Raw genomic sequence first — 25,896 nt, forward strand, 5'->3', positions numbered from 1 at the left:
GGCCCATCCCATCCCATCCCAGCCCCGCGCGTCCCGGCCCCGCCCGCCCGCTCAGCCTGGCCCCGGCCACATCGGGCCGTGTGCACCCGTCCTCTCCCGGCGCTACCCCCGCCCGATCGTGCCGATCTTGGAGTTGTGGCGGCGCCAAAAGGCTCCGTACCGCCATAACTCGGGCACCACAGCTTCAAGATTGGCGGGGGTGTGGGGGCTGAATGGGGCGGGGAGGGGTGCCGGGCGTCGATACGATCCGGGCATGGCCACGACCGACCCCTGGCACAGTCGCGCCCGGCGGACCGTGTCGCGACTGCGGGGCGGGCGCTGGGTCATCGGGTCGGCGGAGGCGCACTACGTGGTCTGCGGGAGTGATCCGCTCGCGTACCGGTTGGTCAACGAGTTGCTGCGGGAGCCCGGTACGCAGGTGACCGTGATCGCCGGCAGCCGACGGCGGAGCGACGTGCCGGACATCTGCGACATCGAGGGTGTCCGGGTGGTGATCTCGGACCGGCTGGACGAGGAGACGTTCCGCAAGGCGCGGCTCAACACGGCGCTTGGCCTGGCGCTGATGCAGCAGGACGATGTGGGCAACATCCATGCCGCGCTGCGCGCCCAGCAGGTCAACCCGGACCTGCGGCTGGTCATCCGGATCTTCAACGCGCAACTGGGTGAGGGGATCAAGCGGCTGTTCGCGGACTGCGCGGTGATGTCGGACGCGGCGATGGCGGCGCCGGCGTTCGCGGCGGCGGCACTGGGCGAGGTGGAGCAGGACGACATCTGGCTGTACGGGCGGGTGCTGCGGGTCGCCCGGCGGGCGGACGTGCGCGACGTCGACGTCGTGTGCGGGCTGGCGGACACCGGTGACCCGAGCCGGCTGGCGATCCTTCCGGAGAACCAGGACACCGCGGACGTGGTCCTCGCGGAGGCGGCCACCCCGTCACCCGGCGCCCCGCCGGAGGCGACCAAGCGGCGGGGGCGGGTCCGCGGGCAGCGGAGCCGGCCGCTGCGGGGGCTGACCCGGGTGGCCCGCGCGATGGTCACCCGGAAGATCGGCCTGACCGGCTTGGCCATCGCGGCCGTGGTGGTGTTCGCCGGTATCGGGCTGTCCCGATACGAGAGCGTGGACTTCGTCGACGGGCTGTACCTGACGGTGCTGACCACCATCAGCGGTGCCGAGCCGGAGAAGGGGCAGCCGCTCCGGGTGGAGATCCTCCAGGTGCTGCTGACGGTCGCCGGGCTGGCGCTGATCCCGCTGATCACGGCGGCGGTGGTCGAGGCGATCGTGCGCGCCCGGTTGGCGGTGGCGATGGGGCGGGATCGGGCGCCGCGCAGCAACCACGTGGTGGTGGTCGGCCTCGGCAACGTGGGGACCAGGGTCATCCGCCAGTTGTACGACCTCGGCGTCGAGGTGGTGGCGATCGACAAGAGCGAGACGGCCAGGGGCGCCGCGGTCGCCCGCGAACTGGGCATCCCGTTCCTGGTCGGGGACGCCGCGAGCGAGCAGGTCCTGCGGGACGCGTACGTGCAGGACTGCCAGGCGCTGGTGATCGCGTCCACGGACGACGTGACGAACCTGCAGACGGCGCTGCACGGCCGGGCGCTCCAGCGGGACCTGCGGGTGGTGATGCGGCTGTTCGACGGCGACTTCGCCGAGAAGATCGAGAAGGCGTTCAACATCGCCACCTCGCGCAGCGTGTCCTACCTGGCCGCGCCGGCCTTCGCCGGCGCGCTGATCAAGCGCGAGGTGCTCGCCACCATCCCGCTGGACCGGCACGTCCTGCTGGTCGCGGAGGTCACGGTCGCCGCCGGTTCGCCGCTGGAGGGTGGACCGGCGGTCGCGGTCAACCAGCCGAACTGGGTACGCCTGATCGCGCTGGCCCGGTTCGGGGAGCCGCGCCCGATCTGGGTGCCGGCTCCCGGGTACAAGATCGCGGCGGGCGACCGGCTGACGGTGGTGGCGCGGCGGGCCGGGCTGACCCGCCTGCTCGACCAGGCCAGCCCGCCGCCGGAGCCGGAGGAGCCAACGACGACGGTGCCCGCCTAGGCCGAGCCGATGGCGGGACGGAGCCGCTGGCCGCGGGCTAGGCGGCGGTGATCTCCTGGCCCAGCACGGCCTGCTCGTCCGGGCGGTGGGCCAGGACCGTCTCCAGATAGGACTGGACCGTCGGCGCCAGACCCACGTCGCGCCCCGCCCGCTCGGACATGTACCACCGGTGCTCGATCACCTGGGTGAACAACTCGGTCGGCTCCAACTTGTGGCGCAGGTGGGCCGGCACCGCGCGGACGACCGGCTCGAACACCTCGGTCAGCCAGCGGTGCGCCGCCTGCTGCTCGTCGACCAGGTCGCTCTCCGCCCGGTACGTGTCCAGGTCGTTGAGCAGCCGGCGGGCCTGGTTCTCCTCCGCGTCCAGCCCGGTCAGCCGCATCAGCCGGCGGGTGTGGTACCCGGCGTCCACCACCTTCGGGCGGACCAGGACGGCGCCCACGTCCGGGCCGACGGTCGCCATCGACACCTCGGCCACGTCGAAGCCGAGTTCGTTCAGGCGGCGGATGCGGCCCTCGATGTCGTGTCGGGCGTCGCGGGTGACGTGCTGCTCGTAGGTGATCTCGTGCCAGAGCCGTTCGTACCGCTGGGCCACCTCGTCGGCCACGTGCTCGGGGTCGATGGCCTCGTGTAGCAGCCCGGCGGCCTGCAGGTCCAGCGCCTCGCCGAAGATGTTGACCCGGGCGATCTCCAGGTCCTCGCCGCGCTGGCCGTTGGACAGGCTCGGGCGCAGGGCGCCGGTTTCGGCGTCCACGAGGTACGCGGCGAAGGCGCCCGCGTCCCGGCGGAACAGGGTGTTGGACAGCGAGCAGTCGCCCCAGAAGAAGCCGGTCAGGTGCATCCGGACCAGCAGCGCGGCGAGCGCGTCGAGCAGGCGGTTCATCGTTTCGGGGCGCAGCGTGTGCGAGAACAGGGCCCGGTACGGCAGGGAGAATTGCAGGTGCCGCGTGATCAGTACGGGGTCGAGCGGCTCGCCGTCGGCGTCGACGCGGTCGCCGACGATGGCCACCGCCTGCACGGCGGGGAAGTCGATCCGCTCCAGCGCGCGCAGCAGGTCGTACTCGCGCTCGGCTATCCGCTCGCCGGTCTCCTTCACCGCGTAGACCGTCCCGGCCAGGCGGACGAACCGGACCACGTGCCGGGAGATGCCCCGCGGCAACGCGACCAGTTGGTCCGCCGGCCACTGCTCCAGCGGGATGGACCACGGCAGGTCCAGTAGCGCCGGGTCGACCAGGGCCGAAGTGATCCGCACGGATCAAGCATGCCGGTTCCGGGTGCCGCGTCGCTGCCCGGCGTGGCTCGTTACACAGGCGAGCCGGGGCGAAATGTCCCATTGAGGAGTCACGGGGAGATTGTGGGAGTGCGGATGCGGCGAACGGTTGCCCTGGTGACGGGCCTGTGCACGGTGGTGGTCCTGGCCGGGGTGGCGGGCGCCACCACGACCCGGCCGGACCCGCCCGCCGGTCGCGGCGTCGAGGCGCCGGACACCCTGCCGGTCGGCGTCATCGACGAGGTGAACGGCCTGCTCGGGTACCTGACCGGGCCGAGCACCCGGACGTTCCGGTACCCGGGCGCGGACTACGTGAAGGTCCACTTCGAGCGGGTGCTGCTGCTGCCCGGGGACTACGTGACCGTGTCCGATCCGAAGGGCGTGGAGAGCTACCGGTACCCGGCCGCCGAGGCGGGCCGGTGGGCCATGTCGATCAGCGGCGACACGGCCGTGGTGACCGTCCACTCCGCCGCCCGCAGGCTGCTCGGCGTGCTGGGCGCCGCCGCGCTGGGCGTCCACGTCGACCGGGTGGCCCGCGGCCTGACGGTGGACGAGCGCCGGGCGCGCGCGGACCGGCAGCGCGCCCGGGAGGCGACCCGGCCGGGCGCCACGGGCCGCGAGGAGAGCATCTGTGGGCGCAACGACTCCGCCGACGCGGTCTGCTACCGCAGCGCCGACCCGGTCGCGTACGCCCGGTCCAAGGCGGTCGTCCGGTTGCTCATCAACGGCACGGACCTGTGCACCGGCTGGCGGATCGGGCCGCACAACCGCCTGATGACCAACCACCACTGCTTCACGACCTCGCACGAGGCGTACAACACCGAGGTCTGGTTCGACTACCAGTGCGCGGTCTGCGGCGGCTATGAGACGTTCCGGCCGACCAAGGTGTGGGGCAACCGGGTCCTCGACACCGACGCCACCCTCGACTACACGCTGTTCGACGTCGAGGACTTCGCCCGGATCCAGCGCTTCGGGTACCTGGAGATCGACCCGGCCCGGCCCCGCGCCGGCCAGGAGGTCTACATCCCGCAGCACCCCGGCGGCGACCCGACCGTCATCGCGATGAGCAGCGACGAGAGCCGCGCGGGCACCTGCGCGATCAGCGATCCGACCTACGACGGGTACGCCGCCGGCACCGACGTCTCGTACTACTGCGACACCGAGGCCGGCTCGTCCGGCTCCCCGGTGCTGTCCCGGGACGGCAACCGGGTGGTGGCGCTGCACCACTTCGGCGGCTGCCCCAACTCCGGGGTGCGAATCGACCTGATCTACCAGCGGATCCGGTCGCTGATCTGAGCCGGCGGAGGTACGGCCGATGCGCCGTGGCGGCGGCGGGACCGTCGGCGGGTGCGGGTAGCTTTCGGGTGTGCGGTTGCGGGATTCGGGCGCGGGGCGGCCATCGGGGTGGTGGCCGGAGGCGCTGCTCCTGGCCGGCTTCGTTGCGCTGACCGCGGCGCTCGCCGCCGGTGCCCTGCTCGGCGTGGACACCGCCGTCTCGCGCTGGTGCTTCGGCCACGACCACGGCCTGCCCCACGCGCTCGCCCGGGGGCTCAACTTCCTCGGCAACGGCGGCCCGCTGACGGCGCTCGCCGCCGTGGCGGCCGCCTGGCTGGGGTACCAGCGCAGATCGGTCCGGCCGCTGCTGCCCGTGGTCGCGGCGTTCCTGCTGACCGGCGCCGTGATCGTGCCGCTCAAGCGGTGGACCGACCGGGCCGCCCCGCGCTCGACCCTCGCCGACCGGGTCGAGCTGTTCAATCCGCACCTGCCGCCCACCGAGTACGCGGATTCGTATCCCTCCGGTCATCTGGTGAACACCATCGTCTGGTACGCCATTCTGGTGCTGCTGCTCGCGCCCTGGCTGAGCCGCGCGGGCCGCCGGTGGCTGCGCGTGGCGCCGCCCGCGATCGTCGGGGTCACCACGGTGTTCCTGAACTTCCACTGGTTCACCGACTCGGTCGCCGGCCTGCTCCTGGGCCTGCTGCTGGCCCGGCTGCTGGCCCGCGTCCGGTGGGACGCCGTGCCCCTGCCGCCGTTCCTCGGCGCCTGGCGCCGCCCCGCCCACGTCGGCGCGGACGCCCCGTGAACCGGCTCGCCCGGCGCTGGCCGGCCCGCGTTGCCGTGGGCGCCTCGTGAGGCGGCCCGCCCGCTTCGGGGTGGATGCCCCGTGAACCGGCTCGCCCGGCGGCTCGGCCTCGGTGACGCCGTGATCGTGGGCCTCGGCTCGATGCTCGGCGCCGGCGTCTTCGTCGTGTACGCGCCCGCCACCGCCGCGGCCGGCGGCGGGGGAGTCCTGATCGCCCTGCTCATCGCCGGGTTCGTCGCCTTGTGCAACGCCACCAGTTCGGCCCGCCTCGCCGCCCGCTACCCCGAGTCCGGCGGCACCTACGTGTACGGGCGGGAGCGGCTGAACGGGTTCGCCGGCTTCCTGGCGGGCTGGGCCTTCATCGCCGGCAAGACCGCCAGTTGCGCCGCCATGGCGCTGACCGTCGGCGCGTACCTGTGGCCGGGCCAGGCCCGGCCGGTCGCGGTGCTGGCCGTCGTCGCGGTGACGGCGGTGAACCTGGCCGGCATCCACCGCACCGCCCGCGCGACCCGGGTGCTGGTGGCCGTCACCCTCGTGGTGCTCGTCGTCGTGGCCGGGGTCGGCCTGAGCCGGGTCGCCCCGGTCACCGACTTCGGCGTCGCCAACCCGCACGGCGTCCTCGGCGCGGCCGGCCTGATGTTCTTCGCCTTCGCCGGGTACGCCCGGATCGCCACGCTCGGCGAGGAGGTCAGGTCGCCGGAGCGGATCATCCCCCGCGCCATCCCGCTCGCGCTCGCCATCGTGTTCGTCGTGTACGTGGCGCTCGGGGCGGTCGCGCTGGCGGTGCTGGGCCCGGCGCGGCTGGCCCGCTCGGCGGCGCCCCTCGCGGACGTGGTCGCCGGTACCGGCCTCGAACCCGTCGTGCGGGCCGGCGCGGGCATCGCGGTGCTCTCCGTGCTGCTCGCCCTGGTCGCCGGCGTGGGCCGCACCGGCCTGGCCATGGCCCGCCGCGGCGACCTGCCCCGCTGGCTGTCCGCCGTCGAGCCCCGGCACCAGGTCCCCCGGCGGGCGGAGGTCACCGTGGCGGCGGCCGTGTTGGCGCTGGCCTCGCTCGGCGACGTGCGCACCGCGATCGGCTTCTCCAGCTGCACCGTGCTCGTGTACTACGCGATCGCCAACCTCTCCGCCCTGACCCTGGGGCGCGAGCCCGGGCGCCGCCTGCCGGTCCAGGCGTTGGCCGGCGCGGGGCTGGTCGGCTGCCTCGTACTGGCCGGCTCCCTGCCCTGGCGCGACGTCGCCGCCGGCGCGGCGGTCCTCGTCGTCGGCGCCGCCGTCTGGCTCCCCCTGCGTCAGCGCCGCGCCTGACCGCCGGCGGTGGGCGCGCGTCCGGGTGAGGCGAGGGCCGCTCCGCGGGCGGCACGGGCCTGTGGCTCAGCGTGGAGGCGTGCGATCAGTCGGTTTCAGGAAAGCGCTTCCATGCAGCGTGACGGCCATTTGCGCCGGTGTCCTAACCGGCCGCGGAGGAAATCAAACTGCGGCGAAATCTTGCGTTCATCGACGCCTTCCGACAACATCTGTCGATGGAAGCGCTCCCACGCAGCCCGCGTTCCCCCGTCCTCGAAGGAGTGTCATGAGACGACTCCGCGCCATCGCCCTGGCGGCCGTCATGGTCGCCGGCGGCGCCGTGGCCGCCGTGGCCACCGCCCCCACCGCCTCCGCCGACACAGAGATCTGCACCCAGTACGGGACCACCACCATCGGTGGCAAGTACGTGGTGATGAACAACCGCTGGGGCGCCAGCACGGCGCAGTGCATCAACGTCACCAGCAGCGGGTTCCAGGTCACGCAGGCGGCCCACAACAACGCCACCAACGGTGCGCCGGCCTCCTACCCGGCGATCTACATCGGCTGCCACTACACCAACTGCTCGCCCGGTACGAACCTGCCGATCCAGATCAGCCAGATCAGCAGCGCGAGCAGCAGCATCTCGCTGAGCTACCCGAGCAGCGGCACCTACGACGCGGCGTACGACATCTGGCTGGACCCGACCGCGCGCAAGGACGGGCAGAACCAGACCGAGATCATGATCTGGCTGAACCGGCAGGGCCCGATCCAGCCGGTCGGCTCCAAGGTCGGCACGATGACGCTGGAGGGTCGTAGCTGGGACGTCTGGTACGGCAACTCGGGCTGGAACGTGCTCTCGTTCGTGGCCACCTCGGTGCCGGTGACCAGCTTCAACTTCAACGTCATGTCGTTCATCAACGAGACGCGTAACCGTGGCTACGCGCAGAACTCCTGGTACCTGACCAGCATCCAGGCCGGCTTCGAGCCGTGGGTCGGCGGCACCGGGCTCGCGATCAACTCGTTCTCCGCGACGGTGAACGGTGGCGGCAGCAACCCGCCGCCGACCAACCCGCCGCCGACCAACCCCCCGCCCACCAACCCCCCGCCGACCAACCCGCCGCCGGGTGGTGGCTCGTGCCGGGTCACCTACACCGCGAACTCGTGGAACAACGGGTTCACCGGCGATGTCACGATCAACGCTGGTAGCAGCGCGGTCAACGGCTGGACGCTCACCTTCAAGTTCCCGGGCAACCAGCAGATCACCAGCGCCTGGAACGCGACCGTGACGCAGAGCGGTCAGTCGGTGACGGCCAAGAACGTGTCGTACAACGGCAGCATTCCGGCCAACGGCAGCACATCGTTCGGGTTCCAGGGCACCTACAGCGGTACCAACGGCAACCCGACGAACTTCGCACTGAACGGCACGGCCTGCTCCTAGTGATGCCAGTGGGCGGCCGGCCGAGTGCCGGCCGCCCACCTCAATGGCCGGTCGGGATGCTCGATACCCGCCGGCCGTGGTGCCAAGGGCCCTGCCGGCGCCCGTACCCGGTCGCACCGGGTACGGGCGTCATGCCCAGCGGCCGTCGCGCATCACCCGGGCAACGGTCAGGTCCGGGTTCAGCAGTACCAGGTCGGCACGGTGGCCGGGGGCCACGGCGCCGCGGTCGGTGAGGCCGAGGGCGCGCGCCGGCACCAGGGCCGCGGCCCGGCAGGCAGCCACGATGGACAGACCCGCGTGGACGGCCCGGCGCAGTCCGGCGTCCATGGTGAGGGTGCTGCCGGCGATCGAGCCGTCCCGGGCCAGGCGGGCCACCCGGTCGGCCACGACCACCTCCTGGCCGCCGAGTTCGTAGGCGCCGTCGGGCATCCCGGCGGCGGCCATCGCGTCCGTGATCAGGGCGGCGCGGTCCGGGCCGGCGGCGAAGGCGGCGAAGGCCAGCGTGCCGTCGTGCAGGTGCACGCCGTCCGGGATCAGTTCGCAGGTGACGCCCGCCGCGCCAAGCAGCGCGAACACCGGCCCCGGGGTGCGGTGGTGCGGCGCGGGCATGCCGTTGAACAGGTGGGTGCCGACCGTCGCGCCCGCCGCCACGGCGGCCATGGTCTGCTCGTACGACGCGTCCGTGTGCCCGACCGCGGCGATCACGCCCCGGTCCACGAGCAACCCGATCGCGTCCAGTGCGCCGCGGCGCTCCGGCGCCAGGGTGACCATGCGGACCACCCCGGCGCCGAGGTCGATCAGTTCGGCGAGTTCCGCCAGGGACGGGTCCCGCAGGTGCGCCGGGTTCTGCGCGCCGCAGCGCGGCTCGGACAGGTACGGGCCCTCGTAGTGGACGCCGGCGATGACGCCCTCGGCGACCAGCGGCGCGTACCCGGCGGTCGCGGCGCGCATCAGCGGGAACGGCGCGCTGACCAGGCTGGCCAGCACGGTCGTCGTGCCGTGGCGGAGGTGGAAGGCGGCGGCGGCGCGGGCGGAGTCGGCGTCGCCGGTGGTGAACGTGTGGCCGCCACCGCCGTGGTTGTGCATGTCCACGAAGCCGGGCACGATCCACTGTCGCTCACCCCGCTGCGGCTCGCCGTGCGGGTCGCCGCCCATCTGCGGCTCGCCGTGCGCGGCGTCGCCCACCTCGGCGATGAGGCCGCCGTCGATGTCGACGTACCCGTCCTCGATCACCCCGGAGGGCGTGACCACGCGCCCGGTGAGCCTCATCCGAGCAGGTCCAGGGCGAGAAGGGCGGCGCCGAGGCAGCCGGCGCGGTCCCCGAGCGCGGCCGGGAGCAGGCGCGGCTCGCGGTGGAATGTGATCCGCTCGCGCAGCGCGGCGCGCAGCGGGGCGAACAGCGCCTCGCCGGCCTCGGCCAGCCCGCCGCCGATCACCATGTCCGCCACGTCGTACAGCGCCTGGGCGGTGAGCAGGCCGTCGGCGAGGGCGGCGGTGGCGTCCCGCCAGACCCGGACGGCGGCCTCGTCGCCCTCGGCGGCGCGGGCGGCCACGTCGGCGGCGGTGATCGGGTCGCCGGTCACGGTCGGGTAGGCGCGGGCGATCGCGGCGGCCGAGGCGACCGTTTCCAGGCAGCCGCGGTTGCCGCAGAAGCAGGGGGTGCCGCCGGGGCGGACGACCACGTGGCCCAGTTCGCCGGCCGCGCCGTGCGCGCCTCCGCCGGCCCGCCCGTCCACGACGTGCGCGGCCGCGATGCCGGTGCCGACCGCCACGAACAGGACGTGCCGCACGCCGCGCGCCGCACCGAGCCGAGCCTCCGCCGCGCCGCCGGCGCGTACGTCGTGGCCGAGCGCCGCCGGCAGGTTCAGCCGCTGCGCGGCGAGTTCGCGCAGGGGTACGTCGCGGAAGCCCAGATTCGCCGACCACACCGCCGTGCCGTTGGCCTCGTCCACCACCCCGGGGACCGCGAGGCCGACCGCCAGCGGGGTCTCGCCGGCGGCGCGGGCGGTGTCGGCCAGCCCGCCGGCGACGGCGAGGATCGTCTCGATGACCGCCTCGGGGCCGCGCCGCGCGCCGGTGGCGTGCCGCTCCAGCCGGACGATCTCGCCGGGCGGACGGACCAGGGCCGCCTTGATGCCGGTGCCGCCCACGTCCAGGGCCACGACCACGGTCACGATGCCAGGGCCCTCCCGATCGGCTGCGCATATGCGCTTACTTGGCAGGACTTTCGCGCGCAATTGTGCAAGGCGGCGCGCGGACTGGTCAACCGTACCGGCTCGCCGCCCCGGTTTCGCGCAGCCCCGGCTTTTGCCAGGGGGCTTTTTACGCATTACTGTGCACGCATTCGCTCAGAATTTGTGCGATCGGAGGGTGGCGATGGACCGGTACGCGCGCTGGAACTCGCTGCTGGAGCTGCTGACCGAGACCGGGCGGATCAGCGTGGAGGACGCGGCGAACCGGCTGAACGTCTCCCAGGCGACCATCCGCCGGGACTTCGATCAGCTCGCCCAGCAGCAGATGATCACCCGGACCCGGGGCGGCGCGGTCGCCAACGGCGTCTCGTACGACCTGCCCCTGCGGTACAAGACCGCCAAGCACTCGGCGGAGAAGCAGCGCATAGGGGCGGCCGCCGCCGCCCTGGTCGAACCCGGAATGGTGGTCGGGCTCAACGGCGGCACCACGATGACCGAGGTGGCCCGCGCCCTGGCGGTACGCCCCGACCTCAACACCGGTGCCGAGGGCGCCCAGCTCACCGTCGTCACGAACGCGCTGAACATCGCGAACGAACTGCTGGTCCGGTCCCGGATGAAGATCGTGGTGGCCGGTGGGGTGGTCCGGCCGCAGTCGTTCGAACTGGTCGGGCCGCTGGGCGGCGCCCTGCTGCGCGAGGTGACCCTGGACATCACGCTGCTCGGCGTCGACGCGCTGGACGTGCACCTCGGCGCCGCCGCGCACCACGAGGGCGAGGCGGCGATGAACGCGCTGATGGTCGCCCGGGCCCGCCGCGTCGTGATCATCGCGGACGGGTCCAAGCTGGGCGGTCACGCGTTCGCCCGGATCTGCCCGATCGATCGGGTTGAGACGCTGGTCACCGACTCCGGCGCCGACCCGGCCACGCTCGCCGCCCTGCGCGCCGCCGGGCTGAGTGTCATCGTCGCCTAGGGGTGGCGCCCCCACGGCGGGATGCATACCGGGTAGGGTGCGCGCGTGACCGCCGTCCTGGAGATAAGGGATCTTAGCAAGACCTACCGCACGCTGCGGCGCGGCCGCCGCCAGGCGCTCGCCGGCTTCGACATGACCGTGGCGGCCGGCGAGGTGCACGGCTTCCTCGGCCCCAACGGCTCGGGCAAGACCACCACGCTGCGCACCCTGCTCGGCCTGATCCGGCCGGACGGCGGCGAGATGCGCCTGCTCGGCCAGCCGGTGCCGGAGCGGCTGGCCGAGGTGGCCGGCCGGGTCGGCGCGATCGTCGAGAGCCCGCAGTTTTTCCCGCACTTCTCCGCCCGCGACACCCTCAGCCTGCTCGCGGACGCGGGTGACGTGCCGCGGACCAGGGTCGGTGAGGTGCTGGAGCTGGTCGGTCTGCGCGACCGCGCCAAGGACCGGATCCGCACCTACTCGCTCGGCATGAAGCAGCGGGTGGCCGTCGCCTCCGCCCTGCTCAAGCGCCCCGAGCTGCTGATCCTCGACGAGCCGGCGAACGGGCTGGACCCGGGCGGCATCCGGGAGATGCGCGACCTCATGCGCTCGCTGGCGGCCGACGGCATGACCGTGTTGCTGTCCAGCCACATCCTCGGCGAGATCCAGCAGATTTGCGACTCCGTCACGATCATCTCGCTCGGCCGGCGGGTCGCCGCCGGCCCGGTCGAGGAGGTGCTCCGCGCGCACAGCGCCGCGTCGGTGCGGGTGCGGCTGGAGGCGGCCGACGACCTGCCCCGGGCGGCGGCGGCGCTCACCGAGGCGGGCGGCCAGGTCACCAGCCTCCCGGACCACCTGCTCGTCGCGGCCGAGCGGCCGGCCTGGATCACCCGCACGCTCGCCGATCGCGGCCTCTACGTCAGCGAGCTGGCGCCGATCACCGTGGACCTCGAAAGCGTCTTCCTGGAACTGACCGGCACCGCGCCGGTGGCCGGCCAGGCCCGGCAGGTCGACGAATCCGTCGTTGTGGGAGGGCACGCGTGAGTCTCTATCTGGCGGAGCTGCGGCGGCTCGGCAAGCGCCGGCTCACCCGGTTCGTCCTGGTGCTGCTGATCCTCGGCCTCGGCGCGATCGTCGTCGCAATGACGGCGTCCAGCCAGAAGAGCGGGCCGGCGGCGAAGGCCAAGGCGGAGGTCGCCGCCGAGGCTGACTACCAGGAGCAGATGGGGTACCACCGGCAGTTCGTCGCGCGATGCGAGGCGGCGAAGGAGGCGGGTACCTCGCAGCAGCAGGGCATGCCGACCGACTGCGCGGAGATCACCCCGCCCCAGCGCGAGTGGTTCAGTGTGGAGCACTACCTGCCGTTCGAGTTGGACTTCCGGGAGCTGTTCCCGATCTTCATCGCGGTGTTCGCCGGCATCCTCGCGTTGGCCGCGTACCTGGTCGCCGCGTCCTTCGTCGGCGCCGAGTGGAGCAGCGGCGGCATGACGAACCTGCTGCTGTGGCGGCCCAAGCGGCTGACCGTGCTGCTTACCAAGCTGGGCGCGGTGCTCACCGGCGTGCTCGCGACCGGGCTGCTGCTCGGCGCGCTGTGGACGGTCGCGTTCTGGCTGATCGGCCGGTACGACGGCACCCTCGGCGGCATGACGCCGGGCGTCTGGCGCTCCTTCGCGCTGGACGGCGCCCGGGGACTCGGGCTGGTCCTCGCCGTCACCACCGTGGGCTTCGGCCTGGCCTCGCTCGGCCGGCACACCGCGATGGCGCTCGGTGCCGCGGTCGCGGTCGGCGTCATCAGCGAGGCCGGGCTGCGCATCGCCACGAGCGTCATCGGCGTGCCGTTCCCGGGCCGCTGGATCCTGTCCTCGTACGCGCTGGCCTGGTTCAACAAGAAGTGGACCCTGATCGACGTCCAGTCCTGCGCGTTCGACCCGGTCAACGGCTGCGTGCCGAAGGAGTTCACGATCACCTGGCAGCACTCGGCGATCGTCTTCGCGGCCGGCACCGCGCTGGTGCTGCTGGCGACACTATGGACGATGCGGCGGCGGGACGTCGCGTAGGGTAGGCTCGCTTCGTACTGACGTGCTAATGACCGCGGAGCGGGTCCGCCATGCCTGAGATCGACCAGTCCGATATCGACCAATCAGATATCGACGAGTCTCGCGTTGACGAGGTCGAGCCGGCGGCGGGCAGGGCGGAGCCGCCGGCGCCGCCGGCCGGGCCACCGCCGCTCACCGAACGGGAGCGGGAGATGCTCGCGTTCGAGGGGCGGTGGTGGCGGCGGGCCGGCGCCAAGGATCAGGCGATCCGGGAGCGCTTCGATCTCTCCGCCACCCGGTACTACCAGCTGCTCAACGCGTTGCTGGACAAGCCGGCGGCGCTCGTGGAGGACGCGGTGACGGTGCGCCGCCTGCGCCGGCTCCGGTCCCGCTCGCGTGGCGCCCCGGCCCAGCGGCCGGGGGAGTAGAGACCACCCGGCTCCCGCTACGGCGTGTGCTTCTCGGCGTAGGTGGCCAGGTACGCCACCTGGATCGGGTCGAGGGAGGGCCGGACCCGGGCGCGGGCCGCCGCCACGTGCCCGGCGGTGACGGTCGCCGCGTCCAGGGATTCGCGCATCGCGGCCAGGGCCGCCTCGCGGACCAGGGCGGCGCAGTCGGCGGCCGAGAAGTTGCCCAGCTCGGCGGCGAGCGCGGCGAGGTCCACATCCGGCGCGAGCGGCACGCTGCGGGCGGCGGCGCGCAGGATCTCCGTGCGCGCCTCGGCGTCCGGCGGCGGCACATACACCAGGCGTTCCAGGCGGCCGGGGCGCAGCAGGGCGGGATCCACCAGGTCGGGGCGGTTGGTGGCGGCGACCACGACCACGTTGCGCAGCGCCTCGACACCGTCCAGTTCGGTCAGCAGCGAGGCGACCACCCGGTCGGTGGTGCCGCCGTCGCTGGCCTGGCCGCGCATCGGGGCGAGCGCGTCCACCTCGTCGAGGAAGACGAGGGTGGGTGCGGCCTCGCGGGCGCGCCGGAACAGTTCCCGGACGGCGCGCTCGCTCTCGCCGACCCACTTGCTGAGCAGCTCCGCGCCCTTGACCGAGAGCACGTTCGCCCTACCGGTCCCGGCGACGGCCTTGACCAGGTACGTCTTGCCGCAGCCGGGCGGGCCGTAGAGCAGGACGCCGCGCGGGGGCTGGATGCCGAGCCGGGCGAACGTGTCGGGGTAGGTGAGCGGCCACAGCACCGACTCGGTGAGCACCTGCTTCACCTCGGTCATGTCGCCCACGTCGTCGAGGGTGACGGCGGCCAGTTCCAGGGTGGATTCCGCCATCGTGGTGGGGCGGACCACCTCCAGCGCCTCGTCGAAGTCGGCCATGACCACGGCCGGGGTGTCCTCGGGCTCGGCCATCTGGCGCAGCGCGGCGCGCACGCCCGCCTCCCGGGTGAGCGCGGCGAGGTCGGCGGCGACGAAGCCGGGGGCGCGCCCGGCGATGTCCTCCAGGCGCACGTCCTCGGCCAGCGGCATGCCGCGGGTGAGCACGGCCAGCTGCTCCCGGCGCAGGGCGGCGTCCGGCAGCGGGACGGTGAGCTGGGTGGCCAGCAGCTCCGGGGCGCGCAGGGCGGGGTCCACCGCCTCGGGGCGGCTGGTGGTGCAGGCGACGGCGATGCCGACCCGCACGAGGTCCCGGACGAGTTGGCGGAAGACGGTGCCGAGCGGCCCGGGTTCCTCGCGCGGGGCGAGCGCCTCGACGTCGGAGACGAGCAGGACGGTGGGTCCGCCGGCGCGGGCGCGGTCGGCGGCGGCGCGCAGGCGCGCGGCGGCGGCGTCGTTGGCGAGCGCGGCGATCTCGGGGCCCCACAGCGCCACCACCTCGGCGTCCACGACGGCGGCGACGGAGCGGACCAGGATCGACTTGCCGGAGCCGGCCGGACCGCTGATCAGCACGCCGAGAGAGACCGAGGTGCCGAGCTGGGTGAGCACCTCCCGGTGGTTGTACCCGAGGTCGAGCAGCTCGGTGAGCTGCCGCGCCTCGTTCCGCAGCCCCGGAAGATCGTCGATGCTGGGCACCGGCGTCTCGGGTGCCTCGACGGGCGCCGGCGCCGGACCGGGCGTCAACGCCGGACCGGGCGTCAACGCCGGCATCGACCCGCCCGGCGTCGTCCGGGCCGGCGGGGCGGTGCCGACGGGCTCGCCGGGCGCGCGGGTGGCGTACCCGCCCCGCCACCCGACCACGGTGTCGGTCGTGACCAGCGCCGCCTCCGCCGGCTCCGCCTCCGTCACGGTCAGCAGGGTGCTGGTCCACGCGTACCCGACGGTGTTGGCCAGGCTGCGGCGCGCCGCCTCGACCAGCGCCCGGATCGCCGAGTCGGGCAGCACGTCCTGCGGGAGCAGGGAGACGTCGTCCTCGACGGTCACCACCTTGCCGAGCAGGGCCAGCCGGAGCGTCTCCGGCGAGACCAGCGCCACCACCTCGGCGGGACCGTCCAGGGTGACCCGCCGCGCGGCGGTCACCGGGGCCGGGGTCACCACCACCTCGCCGCCGTCGCGGACGCCGAGGTTGCCGAGGATCAGGTCGTCGGCGTAGAGCAGGGCGCGGCTGCTGCCCTCGCCGGCCCGGGCCGCGATGCCGGCGGTGGTGCGCCGGCCGGTCAGCCGTACCGGGTCGCCCGGGTTCAGCCCGAGCGCGGCGAGCACCTCGGGGTGCAGGCGGACGATGCCCCGGCGGGCGTCCAGGGCGGCCGGGCGGAGGCTGGCGGTGAGCGTCAGCGCGGGTCGCGGGTCAACCACGCGGACGAGCGTATGCCAGAGCGGCGACCCCGGGCGCAAGCGCCGGCCTCTCAGACACCGCTCAGGTGACGCCCCGTAGCGTGGCGGCGTGGCCACTGCGCTGGTGGCGCGGTTGCGCCGCGCCCTGCCGAGGATGACCCGCCGCCGCGCCGCCGGCGCCGGTGCCGTCGCGCTCGTCCTGATCGCCGCCCTCGCCGTCGTCCTCGTCCCGAGGCCCGCGTCGTACCGGGTGAGCGATGCGATGCTGACGGTGCGCTCCGGTCCGGACGGGAACACCCCGGTCCGGTTGGATACCCGGTACTACGCGCCCAAGTCCGGCCGGCCGGTGCCCGCGGTGCTGCTGGCGCACGGCTTCGGCGGTACCAAGGAGACGGTGGGCGAGGACGCGAAGACGCTCGCCGACCGCGGCTACGCGGTGCTGACCTGGACCGCGCGGGGCTTCGGCCGCAGCGGCGACAAGATCCACCTGAACGCGCCGGACTACGAGGTGCGCGACGCCCAGCGCCTGCTGGACTGGCTGGCGACCCGCCCGGAGGTGCGCCAGGACGGCCCCGGCGACCCGCGGGTGGGCGTGGTCGGCGGCTCGTACGGCGGCGGCCTGGCGCTCATGCTCGCCGGCCTGGACCGGCGGGTCGACGCGATCGTTCCGATGATCACGTGGAACGACCTGTCCCGGGCCTTCCTGCCGGACGCGGGCGGCGGCGCCCCGGTGGACGGCGTGTTCAAGCGGGCGTGGGCCGGCCTGTTCTTCGGCAGCGGCAGCGCCGGCCCCGGCGGCCAGACCGGCATCGCCGGCTCCGGCTCGGGCGCGACGGGTCCCGGGCCGGGCGGCATCGGGGCGCCCGACGGCGTGGACCCCACCTGCGGGCGCTTCGCCGAGGATGTCTGCCGGGCGTACCTGTCGATCGCCACCACCGGCCGCGGCACCCCCGCGGGGGTCGACCTGCTGCGCCGGTCCAGCCCGGCCACGGTGCTGGACCGGATCACCGCGCCGACGCTGCTGATCCAGGGCCTGGCGGACTCACTGTTTCCGCTGACCGAGGCGGACGCCAACGCGGCCGGGATCGCCGCACACGGCACGCCGGTGCGGGTCGCCTGGTTCACCGGCGGCCACGACGGCGGCGCCGGCCCGCAGACCGACCAGGACCGGCTGAAGTTCCTCACCGCGCAGTGGCTCGACCACTACCTCAAGGGCGAGGGGCCGGTGCCGTCGACCGGTTTCACCTGGTCCCGGATCAGCGGCTTCGACGCGCTCGACCGCGGCTACGTCACCAACGGCTACCAGACCGACCGGTACCCGGGCCTCGCCGGCAGCGGTACCACCATCGTGGAGCTGAGCGGGCCGCCGCAGCCCGCCGCGAACCCGCCCGCCGGCACCCCGGCGGCGCTGTCCTCGATCCCGCTCGCCGGCGCGCTGTCCTCGTTCGTCAACGGCGTGGTCCGGGACGTGCCCGGCCAGCACGCCGACTTCGTCTCCGCGCCGGTCGAACGCCCGCTGGAGATCGCCGGCGCGCCGCGGGTGTCGATCCGTGCCGCCTCGCCGACCGGCTCCGCGGTGCTGTTCCTGAAGCTGTACGACGTGGCCCCGGACGGCACCGCCAGCCTGCCCGGCGGCCAGGTGGCCCCGGTCCGGCTGACCGGCCTGCCGGCCGACATCGCCGAGGCCGGCCCCGTCACGGTCACGCTGCCCGGGGTCGTCCGGCGGATCGAGGCGGGGCACCGGTTGCGGGTCACGGTCGCCACCGCGGACCAGGCGTACGCCGGGCCGGTCGAGCCGACCGTGTACACGGTGGCGCTGGGCGACGGGCGGCTCACGGTACCCACGATCTCCGGTACGCCGATCGCGTCCCCGGCGGCGGTCTGGCGCTGGGTCCTGCTGGGGCTGGTGGTGGCGCTGGCGGTCGGGCTCGCGGTGGTGCTGTTCGTCGCGCGCCGCCGGCGCCGCGCCCCCCGGACCCGCGTCGACGACGCGTACGCGGACGTCCCGCTGGTCGTGCGCGGCCTGCGCAAGGCGTACGCGGACGGCTTCGTCGCGGTGTCCCGGGTGGACTTCGAGGTCCGGCGCGGCCAGGTGGTGGGCCTGCTCGGGCCGAACGGTGCCGGCAAGACCACCACCCTGCGGGTGCTCATGGGCCTCACCCGGCCGACGGCCGGCGACGCGCTGGTCTTCGGTCACCGGCTCACCCCGGGCGCGCCGGTGCTCTCCCGGATCGGGGCCCTGGTCGAGGGGCCCGGCTTCCTGCCGCACCTCACCGGCCTGGAGAACCTGCGGATGTACTGGCGCAGCACCGGTCGGGCGGCCGGGGACGCCCGGTTCCCCGAGGCGCTGGAGATCGCCGGCCTCGGCGAGTCGGTCCACCGGAAGGTGCGCACCTACAGCCACGGCATGCGGCAGCGGCTCGCGATCGCCCAGGCCATGCTCGGCCTGCCGGAACTGTTGGTGCTCGACGAGCCCACCGACGGACTGGACCCGCCGCAGATCGCCGAGATGCGCCGCGTCCTGCGCCGGTACGCCACCGACGGGCGGGCCGTCCTGGTCTCCAGTCACCTGCTCGCGGAGGTGGAGCAGACCTGCACGGACGTGGTCGTGGTGCACAAGGGCGAGGTGGTCGCCGCCGGGCCGGTCGACCAGATCGTCGGCGAGTCGCCGAGCGTCCAGCTGGACGTGTCCGACGTGGACGCGGCCGCCGCGGTCCTGGACCGGCTGGGCGTGCGCTCGGTGGCCGCGGACGGCGCCGGCCTGGTGGTGGACGTGAACGGCACGCCGCGCAGCGAACTGGTCGCGGAGCTGGTCCGCGCCGGCGTCGGGGTGGACCGGGTGGTGCCCCGGCGCCGCCTGGAGGACGCCTTCCTGGCCCTGGTCGGCGAGTCTTCGCGGGGGAGTGGTGACCGATGAGCGCGACGGACGTGGCGGCGGGGCGCCGGCCGGGCGCCACGGGCGCGGCGGCCGGCTACCGGCCGGGCGCGACCCTGTCGGTGCGTGCCGAGTGGCGGCGCCAGCTCTCCCGGCGCCGCACCCAGGTGGCGCTGGGCTTCATGGTCCTGCTCCCGCTGATCGTGCTGGCCGCCTTCCAGTTCGGCAACGGCGGGGACGACACCAACGGCGGCGGCGAGTTCGGCAGCATGGTCGACCTGGCCACCACCGGCGGGCTGAACTTCACCCTGTTCACCATCTTCGTCAGCGCCTCGTTCCTGCTGGTCGTCGTGGTGGCGCTGTTCTGCGGTGACACGGTGGCCAGCGAGGCGAGCTGGGGCAGCCTGCGGTACCTGCTGGCGATCCCGGTGCCCCGCTCCCGGCTGCTCGGCGTCAAACTCGTCGTGGCCCTGGGCTACTCCGCCCTCTCCCTGCTGCTGCTCGCCGGCACCGCGCTCACGGTCGGCACCCTCCGGTACGGCTGGCACCCGTTGCGCAGCACCATCGCCGCCGACCTCTCCCCGGGGCAGGGGGTGCTGCGGCTGCTGGCGGTCCTCGGGTACCTCGCCGTGGGTCTGCTGGTCGTGGCCGGCCTGGCGTTCCTGCTCTCGGTGGCCACCGACGCGCCGCTGGGCGCCGTCGGCGGCGCGGTGCTGCTGTCGATCCTGTCCAGCATCCTGGACCAGATCACCGCGCTGGGGGTGCTGCGCAACCTCCTGCCGACCCACTTCTCGTCGGCCTGGCTCGGGCTGCTCAGCACGCCCGTGCAGCTGGATGACGTGGTCAAGGGCGCCATCTCCGGCATCGCCTACGCGGCCGTCTTCTGGTCCCTCGCCTGGTGGCGCTTCCTCCGCAAGGACATCGTCTCCTGACGCTGTGCCCAGTGGGCCGGTTCACACCTTGGGAAGGATCGGGGACATGATCCGCGCCGGCCCGTAGAGTGGTCGGCGAGAAACAACTGAATACCTCATCCAGAGGGGCAGAGGGAACGGCCCGATGAAGCCCCGGCAACCACCCCGCACTCGACGGCGAGCGGCGGCAGGCAGGTGCCAATTCCGTCCCAGGCGCGGCCCGCGGCCCGGGAAAGATGAGAGAGGACGTCGCTATGACGATCACCGCCGATCCGACCCCCGCCATCGACAGCCCCGCCCGCCACCTGGTCTGTCGCGGCTGCGGCGCCCAGTACCCGCTCGTCGCCCAGCACGCCTGTTACGAGTGTTTCGGCCCGCTCGAGATCGGCTACGACGTGGACGCGCTGCGGCGGGTCACCCGGGAGCGGATCGAGGCGGGTCCGGCGAACATCTGGCGGTATGCGGGGCTGCTGCCGGTCGGCCAGGACCCGGCATCGCGGGTCACGTTGAACCCGGGGCTCACCCCGCTGCTGCGGGCGGACCGGCTCGCCGCCGCGCTGGGGCTCACCGGTCCGCTCTATGTCAAGGACGACAGCGCCAACCCGACGCACTCGTTCAAGGACCGGGTCGTGTCCGTGGCGCTGACCGCGGCCAAGGGGATGGGCTTCGCCCGCTTCGGCTGCGCCTCGACCGGGAACCTGGCCAACTCGGTGGCCGCGCACGCCGCCCACGCGGGGGTTCCCTCGGTCGTGTTCATCCCGTCCGACCTGGAGCCGGGGAAGATCATCACAAGCGCGGTGTACGGCGGGGACCTGGTGGCGATCGACGGCTCGTACGACGACGTGAACCGGCTCTGCGGTGAGCTGGTGGAGACCGACGAGTTCGAGGACACCGCGTTCGTCAACGTGAACGTGCGGCCGTACTACGCGGAGGGCTCCAAGACCCTCGGCTACGAGGTGGCCGAGCAGCTCGGCTGGCGGATCCCGGCGCAGGTGGTGATCCCGATGGCCAGCGGTGAGCTGCTGACGAAGGTGGACAAGGCGTTCGCCGAGCTGGTCGAGATCGGACTGGCGGAGGCGCCGGCCGGCGGCTGGCGGGTGTTCGGCGCCCAGTCGGCGGGGTGCAATCCGATCGCCGTGGCGCTGCACGCGGGCACCGACGTGATCACCCCGGTCCGGCCGACCGGCATCGCCAAGAGCCTCAACATCGGTGACCCGGCGGCCGGGCTGTACGCGTTGGAGGCGGTGCGGCGCACCGGCGGCTGGATGGACTACGCCGACGACGACGAGATCCAGGCGGCGATCCGGCTGCTGGCGTCGACCACCGGGATCTTCGCCGAGACGGCCGGCGGGGTGACCACCGCGGTCCTCGGCAAGCTGGTGGCGAGCGGCAAGCTGGATCCGTCCGCCGAGACGGTCGTGTTCAACACCGGCGAGGGGCTCAAGACGCTGGAGGCGGTGGATGGCCTGGTCGGGCCCACGCACCGAATCAAGGCGTCGCTGCGCGACGCGCGCGAGGCGGGCCTGCTCGGCTGAGAATTCCCTTAAATTTTCGGCGGGTCGCATCACTGTGCGTGGTCGCTTCGTGGGGCGCGCATCCGCTCGGGCGGGCGGGTGTGCGCCGCGTCACCGGCCCGGTGCGGGCGTTGATCGAGAACCGTGATCGTTGCTCTGAGTAATCGATACCGAGCCGACGGTCGAGTTTCGGACAATCCGTGACTTGACCACCGCGCGTCGGCCGCGCAAGATGCTCCGTGCGGGAGGACGCATCGCCGTTAAGGACCCCGGCCGAGCTTGGCAACAATCTCCACTCGGGCGCCCTACGACCCAGCGCCGGAGGCGCTGTGCGGAGCGTCCTCCCGACCAATTCTTCCGGGGTAATTCGGTCGCGGTGCCGCGCCGCCGGAGTGGACCCTGGCGGGCATGAGTATCACCGTCACGCCCCTGGACACCGGCGACGCCGCGCTCGCCGATCGGCTGTGGGAGATCAGCGCCGCGGTGACCGCGGCGGACCTGCCGGACCTCCCCCCACCGGACCAGCACAGCTTCTCGCTGAACCTCCGCGAGCCCTGGCCCGGCAATGACCGGGAGCATTTCGTGGCCCGCGACGCGGCGGGCACCGTCCTCGGCTACGCGAAGCTGGACCTGCCGGTGCTGGACAACCTGACCATCGCCGAGGCCGAGATCGAGGTGGACCCGGCGCACCGCCGCCGCGGTGCCGGCCGGGCGCTGCTTGCCGCGCTCCTCGACCGGGCCCGCGCGCTGGGCCGCAAGCACCTGGCCGGGATGGCGGTCGAACAGTTGCCGGGCGGTCCCGGGCGGGCCGGCGCCGGCGCCGCGTTCGCCAAGGCGGCGGGCTTCAGCATGGCGCTCGCCGAGGTGCGCCGCCGGCTGGACGTCACCGCCATCGACCGGGCCGTCCTCGACGATCTGCTCACGCGGGCCTGGTCCCGGGCGAAGGGGTACTCGCTGGTGCGGTGGCGCGGCGCCACGCCGGAGGATCTCGTCGCCGACGTGGCCTACCTGGACGGCCGGCTGATCCAGGACGCGCCGATGGGCGACCTGGCCTGGGAGCCGCAGAAGGTGGACGCCTCCCGGGTGCGGGCGAACGAGGCCGCGCTCGCCCGGCACCGGCGCACGGCGTACCACGCCGGGGTGCGGCACGACGCCACCGGCCGGCTGGCCGCCTGGACTACGATCGGGCGCGCCCAGGACCGTCGCACGCACGGCTACCAGTGGATCACCATCGTCGATCCGGACCACCGCGGCCACCGGCTCGGCACGATCGTGAAGATCGAGAACCTGTACCACGCGCTGGCCCACGAGCCGGAGTTCGTGGCGATCAACACCTGGAACGCGGCCAGCAACAAGCACATGATCTCGATCAACGAGGTGCTCGGCTTCCGGGCGGTCGACGCCTGGAACAACTGGCAGATCGACCTCTGAGCGATGGACCCCGCGGCGACCGGCCGTCCGGCGATCGGCCCTGAGCGGTGGGCGGGGGGTCCGGCATGATGGGCGCATGACGGAGACCCCGCACCCGCTGTACGCCCGGCATGCCGACACCCTGGCCCGGGCGCTGAAGGCCATCGCCGAGCGCGACTTCTGGTCCGCGTACCCCGAGTCGCCGAGCCCCCGGGTCTACGGCGAGCACGCCGCCGCCGAGGGGCGCGCGGCGTACGAGGCGTACCTCGGCACCGACTTCCCGCTGGACCAGCCCGGCACCGGCGAGCCGGTCGCCACCGAGGCGAGCCCGTTCGGCGTGCCGCTGGGCGTCCGGTACCCCCGGGCCGACCCCGACCGGTTGATCGCCGCCGCGACCGCCGCCCTGCCCGCCTGGCGGGACGCGGGGCCGGCCACCCGCGCGGGCGTCTGCCTGGAGATCCTCGCCCGGCTGCACGCGCACATCTTCGAGTTGGCCAACGCCGTCCAGTTCACCACCGGCCAGGCGTTCGTGATGGCCTTCCAGGCCGGCGGCGCGCACGCGCTGGACCGGGCCCTGGAGGCGGTCGCCTACGCGTACGCGGAGCAGACCCGGCACCCGGGCACCGCCGCGTGGGAGAAGCCGGCCGGCAGGGGCGAGCCGCTGCGCATGGTGAAGACGTTCCACGTCGTCCCGCGCGGGGTGGCGCTCGTCGTCGGCTGCACCACGTTCCCGACCTGGAACTCGTACCCGGGCCTGTTCGCCAGCCTCGCGACCGGCAACCCGGTCGTCGTCAAGCCGCACCCGCGGGCCGTGCTGCCGCTGGCGATCAGCGTCCGGTACGCCCGGCAGGTGCTGGCCGAGGCGGGCTTCGAGGCGGACCTGATCCAGTTGGCCGCCGAGGCGCCCGGCGAGGCGCTGGCGTCCAGCCTGGCCACCCGGCCCGAGGTGCGGATCGTGGACTTCACCGGCTCGACCGAGTACGGGGACTGGCTGGAGGCCAACGCCCGGCAGGCGACCGTCTACACCGAGAAGGCCGGCGTGAACACGGTCATCGTGGACGGCACGGACGACTTCGCCGGGATGTGCCGGAACATCGGCTTCTCCCTGACCCTCTACAGCGGACAGATGTGCACCACGCCGCAGAACGTGCTGGTGCCGGCGGACGGGATCGAGACCGACCAGGGGCACAAGAGCTTCGCCGAGGTGGCCGGGGGCATCGCGGCCGCGGTCGGCCGGCTCACCGCGGACCCGGCCCGGGGCGTCGAGCTCACCGGCGCGATCGTCAACGACGGGGTGCTGGAGCGGCTGGCGCGGGCCGCCGGCGAGGGCGAGGTGGTGCTGGCGTCCCGCGCGGTCACCCACCCGGAGTACGCCGACGCCCTGGTGCGTACCCCGCTGATCGTGAAGCTCGACGCGGACGCCGCGCAGACCTACGGCCGGGAGTGGTTCGGGCCGATCTCGTTCGTGATCGCCACCGGGTCGACCGCGCGGAGCCTGGAGATCTTCCGGGCCACCGTCGGCGAGCGGGGCGCCCTGACCGCCTCGGTCTACGCCACCGACCCGCAGGTGCTGGCCGCGGTCGAGGAGGCCGCGCTGGCGGTCGGCGTGCACCTGTCGTGCAACCTGACCGGCGGGGTGTTCGTGAACCAGTCCGCGGCGTTCTCCGACTTCCACGCCAGCGGCGCCAACCCGGCCGCGAACGCCGCCCTGACCGACGGTGCCTACGTGGCCAACCGGTTCCGCATCGTCCAGTCCCGGCGCCACGCGCCGGCGACCGCCTGACGCCCGCCTACGCGGGGCGGGTCATCTGGAGTTCGAGCAGCGTCGGGATGCGCGGGTGCGGTTGGTGCACCCCGTTCTCGGCGAAGCCGAGCTTGCGGTACGCGCGCACCGCCCGGTCGTTGCCCACCACGACCTCCAGCAGGAGGGTGGCGCGGCCGGCGGCGCGCGACCAGTGCGCCACCGCGTCCACCAGGGCCTTGAGCACCCCGGTACCGCGGTGGGCGGGCTGGATGTACACGGCGAAGATGATCGTGGTGTCGGGGTGCTCGGGCGACGCGACCCCGCCGGCGTGACCGACCAGGCAGCCGTCCACCTCTGCCACGAACTGCGCCGTGAAGCCGCCCCGGGAGACCTGGGCGATCCGCGCGGCGTACTCGGCGTGCGGGCGGGCGGCGGCCTCGGCGACGGTTTCCAGGAAGGCCAGCGGGGCGTCGGCGAGCATCTCGATCCGCAGGGCGCGCATCCGGGCCGCGTCCTGCGGCTGGACCCGGCGGACGACGGTTGTCGGTACCACGGGGGTCATGCTGGCACACCCGGCGCGGGTTGGCCGGCCGTGCCGATCAGTACCCAGAGGTACCCGAATTTGATCACGCTCCGTGCAACGATGCACATTCCGTTAAGGGTTATTCGCTCCTTTTTCCGTGCCCGAACCCGGCCTTCCTGTCCGTTTTAGGGTAGTGCGCGGGCCGCACGCCTCGTGTAGCGTGCGAATTCGGTCGACGTGACCCACTGTTGCGAAAGTGACCGGTGGGGCGGCGGCCCCGGCCGCGTAAACGCACCGGCCGGGGGTCGGCACAGCTCGAAGTGAGGAAGTGCACCGTGGCACAGGGCACCGTCAAGTGGTTCAACAGCGAAAAGGGCTACGGGTTCATCGCGGTGGACGGGGGGCAGGACGTCTTCGTCCACTTCTCCGCCATCCAGATGGACGGGTACAAGGCGCTGGACGACGGACAGCGCGTGGAGTTCGAGATCGCGCAGGGTCAGAAGGGTCCGCAGGCGGAACAGGTGCGCGTGATCGCCTGAGCGGGACCACCCATACCCACCCCTCGCTCCTTCGCACCACTGGCGCCGGTCCTCACCGCGGTGAGGGTCGGCGCCTTGTCATTTCCCGTTGCCCCTCCCGTGAATCCCGCCGTCGCGACCCGCCCCCGGGTGGGTGGCGCCCGGCCCACGCGCTTGCACTCGCCCTGCCAGAGTGCTAAACAAGTTATTGGCACTCGCAGCCCGTGAGTGCCAATGGTCGGGGCGGTGGGGCCACCGCCGCGTGCCGGTGACGGTGCGCTGCTGTGGCCGGTCGTCGCGGGCTTATCCGGCCCGGCCGGCGGGCGGCGTCCGTGAGCGCGGACGGCGTCCGAAGGTGCGTCAAGCAGGCGGCACGCCCGTCGTCAGACAGGCGCGGGTGG

At 73.6% G+C, this 25,896-nt stretch carries 20 protein-coding genes and 1 riboswitch; of the genes, 15 read left to right on the plus strand and 5 right to left on the minus strand.

Going from position 1 to position 25,896, the window contains the following annotated elements; translation table 11 throughout:
• Positions 1 to 253 precede the first annotated feature (253 nt).
• Entirely contained in the window at positions 254 to 2,038 is a 1,785-nt protein-coding gene (locus KJS59_RS21650) for an NAD-binding protein (protein ID WP_213454789.1), read from the plus strand.
• A 37-nt stretch (positions 2,039 to 2,075) separates the two neighbouring features.
• Here the strand turns inward: KJS59_RS21650 and KJS59_RS21655 are convergent, their stop codons facing one another.
• A complete protein-coding gene (locus KJS59_RS21655) occupies positions 2,076 to 3,290 on the minus strand; it encodes a DUF4032 domain-containing protein (RefSeq protein ID WP_213454790.1) in 1,215 nt (404 codons plus the stop codon).
• A 114-nt stretch (positions 3,291 to 3,404) separates the two neighbouring features.
• Between KJS59_RS21655 and KJS59_RS21660 the strand changes: the two genes are divergently transcribed.
• The 4 genes from KJS59_RS21660 to KJS59_RS21675 all read left to right on the plus strand — a co-directional run bounded on the left by KJS59_RS21660 (position 3,405) and on the right by KJS59_RS21675 (position 8,113).
• Positions 3,405 to 4,604, plus strand: a complete 1,200-nt coding sequence (locus tag KJS59_RS21660; RefSeq protein WP_213454791.1) for a trypsin-like serine peptidase — start codon at positions 3,405 to 3,407, stop codon at positions 4,602 to 4,604.
• Positions 4,605 to 4,674: 70 nt separating this feature from the next.
• Positions 4,675 to 5,391, plus strand: coding sequence for a phosphatase PAP2 family protein (locus KJS59_RS21665; protein ID WP_213454792.1), 717 nt, complete (start codon positions 4,675 to 4,677; stop codon positions 5,389 to 5,391).
• An 81-nt stretch (positions 5,392 to 5,472) separates the two neighbouring features.
• The gene (locus tag KJS59_RS21670; protein ID WP_213454793.1) at positions 5,473 to 6,696 is read left to right on the plus strand and encodes an APC family permease; all 1,224 of its coding nucleotides are present in this window, start codon (positions 5,473 to 5,475) and stop codon (positions 6,694 to 6,696) included.
• A 265-nt stretch (positions 6,697 to 6,961) separates the two neighbouring features.
• Positions 6,962 to 8,113, plus strand: coding sequence for a GH12 family glycosyl hydrolase domain-containing protein (locus tag KJS59_RS21675; protein ID WP_213454794.1), 1,152 nt, complete (start codon positions 6,962 to 6,964; stop codon positions 8,111 to 8,113).
• 129 nt (positions 8,114 to 8,242) lie between these two features.
• Here KJS59_RS21675 and nagA read toward each other — a convergent pair whose 3' ends face one another.
• Complete coding sequence (gene nagA, locus KJS59_RS21680; RefSeq protein ID WP_213454795.1) at positions 8,243 to 9,382, minus strand: N-acetylglucosamine-6-phosphate deacetylase; 1,140 nt, start codon at positions 9,380 to 9,382, stop codon at positions 8,243 to 8,245.
• Positions 9,379 to 10,335: an ROK family protein gene (locus KJS59_RS21685; RefSeq protein ID WP_376771235.1), complete on the minus strand. Its 957-nt coding sequence runs from the start codon at positions 10,333 to 10,335 to the stop codon at positions 9,379 to 9,381. The genes nagA and KJS59_RS21685 overlap by 4 nt, the downstream gene beginning before the upstream one ends.
• Positions 10,336 to 10,489: 154 nt before the next feature.
• Here KJS59_RS21685 and KJS59_RS21690 point away from each other — a divergent pair, with 154 nt between their 5' ends.
• From KJS59_RS21690 to KJS59_RS21705, 4 genes are read left to right on the plus strand one after another with little or no spacing between them, the layout of a single operon-like run.
• Complete coding sequence (locus KJS59_RS21690) at positions 10,490 to 11,275, plus strand: DeoR/GlpR family DNA-binding transcription regulator (RefSeq protein WP_213454797.1); 786 nt, start codon at positions 10,490 to 10,492, stop codon at positions 11,273 to 11,275.
• 45 nt (positions 11,276 to 11,320) lie between these two features.
• Complete coding sequence (locus KJS59_RS21695) at positions 11,321 to 12,295, plus strand: ATP-binding cassette domain-containing protein (protein WP_213454798.1); 975 nt, start codon at positions 11,321 to 11,323, stop codon at positions 12,293 to 12,295.
• A complete protein-coding gene (locus KJS59_RS21700; protein ID WP_213454799.1) occupies positions 12,292 to 13,308 on the plus strand; it encodes an ABC transporter permease subunit in 1,017 nt (338 codons plus the stop codon). Before KJS59_RS21695 ends, KJS59_RS21700 begins: the two co-directional genes overlap by 4 nt.
• 50 nt (positions 13,309 to 13,358) lie before the next feature.
• Positions 13,359 to 13,715, plus strand: a complete 357-nt coding sequence (locus tag KJS59_RS21705; protein WP_213454800.1) for a DUF3263 domain-containing protein — start codon at positions 13,359 to 13,361, stop codon at positions 13,713 to 13,715.
• A gap of 17 nt (positions 13,716 to 13,732) precedes the next feature.
• Here KJS59_RS21705 and KJS59_RS21710 read toward each other — a convergent pair whose 3' ends face one another.
• Positions 13,733 to 16,021 carry an AAA family ATPase gene (locus KJS59_RS21710; protein ID WP_249714657.1) on the minus strand — a complete coding sequence of 763 codons (2,289 nt, stop codon included), beginning with the start codon at positions 16,019 to 16,021 and terminating at the stop codon, positions 13,733 to 13,735.
• A gap of 133 nt (positions 16,022 to 16,154) precedes the next feature.
• On the opposite strand from KJS59_RS21710, the gene KJS59_RS21715 reads away from it, so the two are divergent.
• The 5 genes from KJS59_RS21715 to paaN all read left to right on the plus strand — a co-directional run bounded on the left by KJS59_RS21715 (position 16,155) and on the right by paaN (position 24,493).
• Positions 16,155 to 18,917, plus strand: a complete 2,763-nt coding sequence (locus KJS59_RS21715) for an alpha/beta fold hydrolase (protein ID WP_213454824.1) — start codon at positions 16,155 to 16,157, stop codon at positions 18,915 to 18,917.
• Complete coding sequence (locus KJS59_RS21720; RefSeq protein WP_213454801.1) at positions 18,914 to 19,807, plus strand: ABC transporter permease; 894 nt, start codon at positions 18,914 to 18,916, stop codon at positions 19,805 to 19,807. Before KJS59_RS21715 ends, KJS59_RS21720 begins: the two co-directional genes overlap by 4 nt.
• Before the next feature lie 92 nt (positions 19,808 to 19,899).
• A riboswitch (SAM riboswitch) is annotated at positions 19,900 to 20,029 on the plus strand.
• A gap of 11 nt (positions 20,030 to 20,040) precedes the next feature.
• A complete protein-coding gene (gene thrC / locus KJS59_RS21725) occupies positions 20,041 to 21,321 on the plus strand; it encodes a threonine synthase (RefSeq protein WP_213454802.1) in 1,281 nt (426 codons plus the stop codon).
• A gap of 387 nt (positions 21,322 to 21,708) precedes the next feature.
• Positions 21,709 to 22,731, plus strand: coding sequence for a GNAT family N-acetyltransferase (locus KJS59_RS21730; protein ID WP_213454803.1), 1,023 nt, complete (start codon positions 21,709 to 21,711; stop codon positions 22,729 to 22,731).
• A gap of 76 nt (positions 22,732 to 22,807) precedes the next feature.
• On the plus strand, positions 22,808 to 24,493 hold the full coding sequence (gene paaN, locus KJS59_RS21735; RefSeq protein ID WP_213454804.1) for a phenylacetic acid degradation protein PaaN: 1,686 nt from the start codon (positions 22,808 to 22,810) through the stop codon (positions 24,491 to 24,493).
• Between the two features lie 7 nt (positions 24,494 to 24,500).
• Here paaN and KJS59_RS21740 read toward each other — a convergent pair whose 3' ends face one another.
• Complete coding sequence (locus KJS59_RS21740) at positions 24,501 to 25,016, minus strand: GNAT family N-acetyltransferase (RefSeq protein ID WP_213454805.1); 516 nt, start codon at positions 25,014 to 25,016, stop codon at positions 24,501 to 24,503.
• A gap of 296 nt (positions 25,017 to 25,312) precedes the next feature.
• Here KJS59_RS21740 and KJS59_RS21745 point away from each other — a divergent pair, with 296 nt between their 5' ends.
• On the plus strand, positions 25,313 to 25,516 hold the full coding sequence (locus tag KJS59_RS21745) for a cold-shock protein (RefSeq protein WP_095568160.1): 204 nt from the start codon (positions 25,313 to 25,315) through the stop codon (positions 25,514 to 25,516).
• Positions 25,517 to 25,896 lie beyond the last annotated feature (380 nt).

It is taken from the genome of Rhizomonospora bruguierae (genome assembly GCF_018397995.1).
Lineage (GTDB): Bacteria > Actinomycetota > Actinomycetes > Mycobacteriales > Micromonosporaceae > Rhizomonospora > Rhizomonospora bruguierae.

Excerpts from the sequence above, each read along its gene's own strand:
- KJS59_RS21690 (WP_213454797.1), top strand. The coding sequence starts at position 10,490 with ATGGACCGGTACGCGCGCTGGAACTCGCTGCTGGAGCTGCTGACCGAG.
- KJS59_RS21675 (WP_213454794.1), top strand. The coding sequence starts at position 6,962 with ATGAGACGACTCCGCGCCATCGCCCTGGCGGCCGTCATGGTCGCCGGC.
- thrC (WP_213454802.1), top strand. The coding sequence starts at position 20,041 with ATGACGATCACCGCCGATCCGACCCCCGCCATCGACAGCCCCGCCCGC.
- KJS59_RS21650 (WP_213454789.1), top strand. The coding sequence starts at position 254 with ATGGCCACGACCGACCCCTGGCACAGTCGCGCCCGGCGGACCGTGTCG.
- KJS59_RS21730 (WP_213454803.1), top strand. The coding sequence starts at position 21,709 with ATGAGTATCACCGTCACGCCCCTGGACACCGGCGACGCCGCGCTCGCC.
- KJS59_RS21660 (WP_213454791.1), top strand. The coding sequence starts at position 3,405 with ATGCGGCGAACGGTTGCCCTGGTGACGGGCCTGTGCACGGTGGTGGTC.
- KJS59_RS21720 (WP_213454801.1), top strand. The coding sequence starts at position 18,914 with ATGAGCGCGACGGACGTGGCGGCGGGGCGCCGGCCGGGCGCCACGGGC.
- paaN (WP_213454804.1), top strand. The coding sequence starts at position 22,808 with ATGACGGAGACCCCGCACCCGCTGTACGCCCGGCATGCCGACACCCTG.
- nagA (WP_213454795.1), bottom strand. The coding sequence starts at position 9,382 with ATGAGGCTCACCGGGCGCGTGGTCACGCCCTCCGGGGTGATCGAGGAC.
- KJS59_RS21715 (WP_213454824.1), top strand. The coding sequence starts at position 16,155 with ATGACCCGCCGCCGCGCCGCCGGCGCCGGTGCCGTCGCGCTCGTCCTG.
- KJS59_RS21705 (WP_213454800.1), top strand. The coding sequence starts at position 13,359 with ATGCCTGAGATCGACCAGTCCGATATCGACCAATCAGATATCGACGAG.
- KJS59_RS21740 (WP_213454805.1), bottom strand. The coding sequence starts at position 25,016 with ATGACCCCCGTGGTACCGACAACCGTCGTCCGCCGGGTCCAGCCGCAG.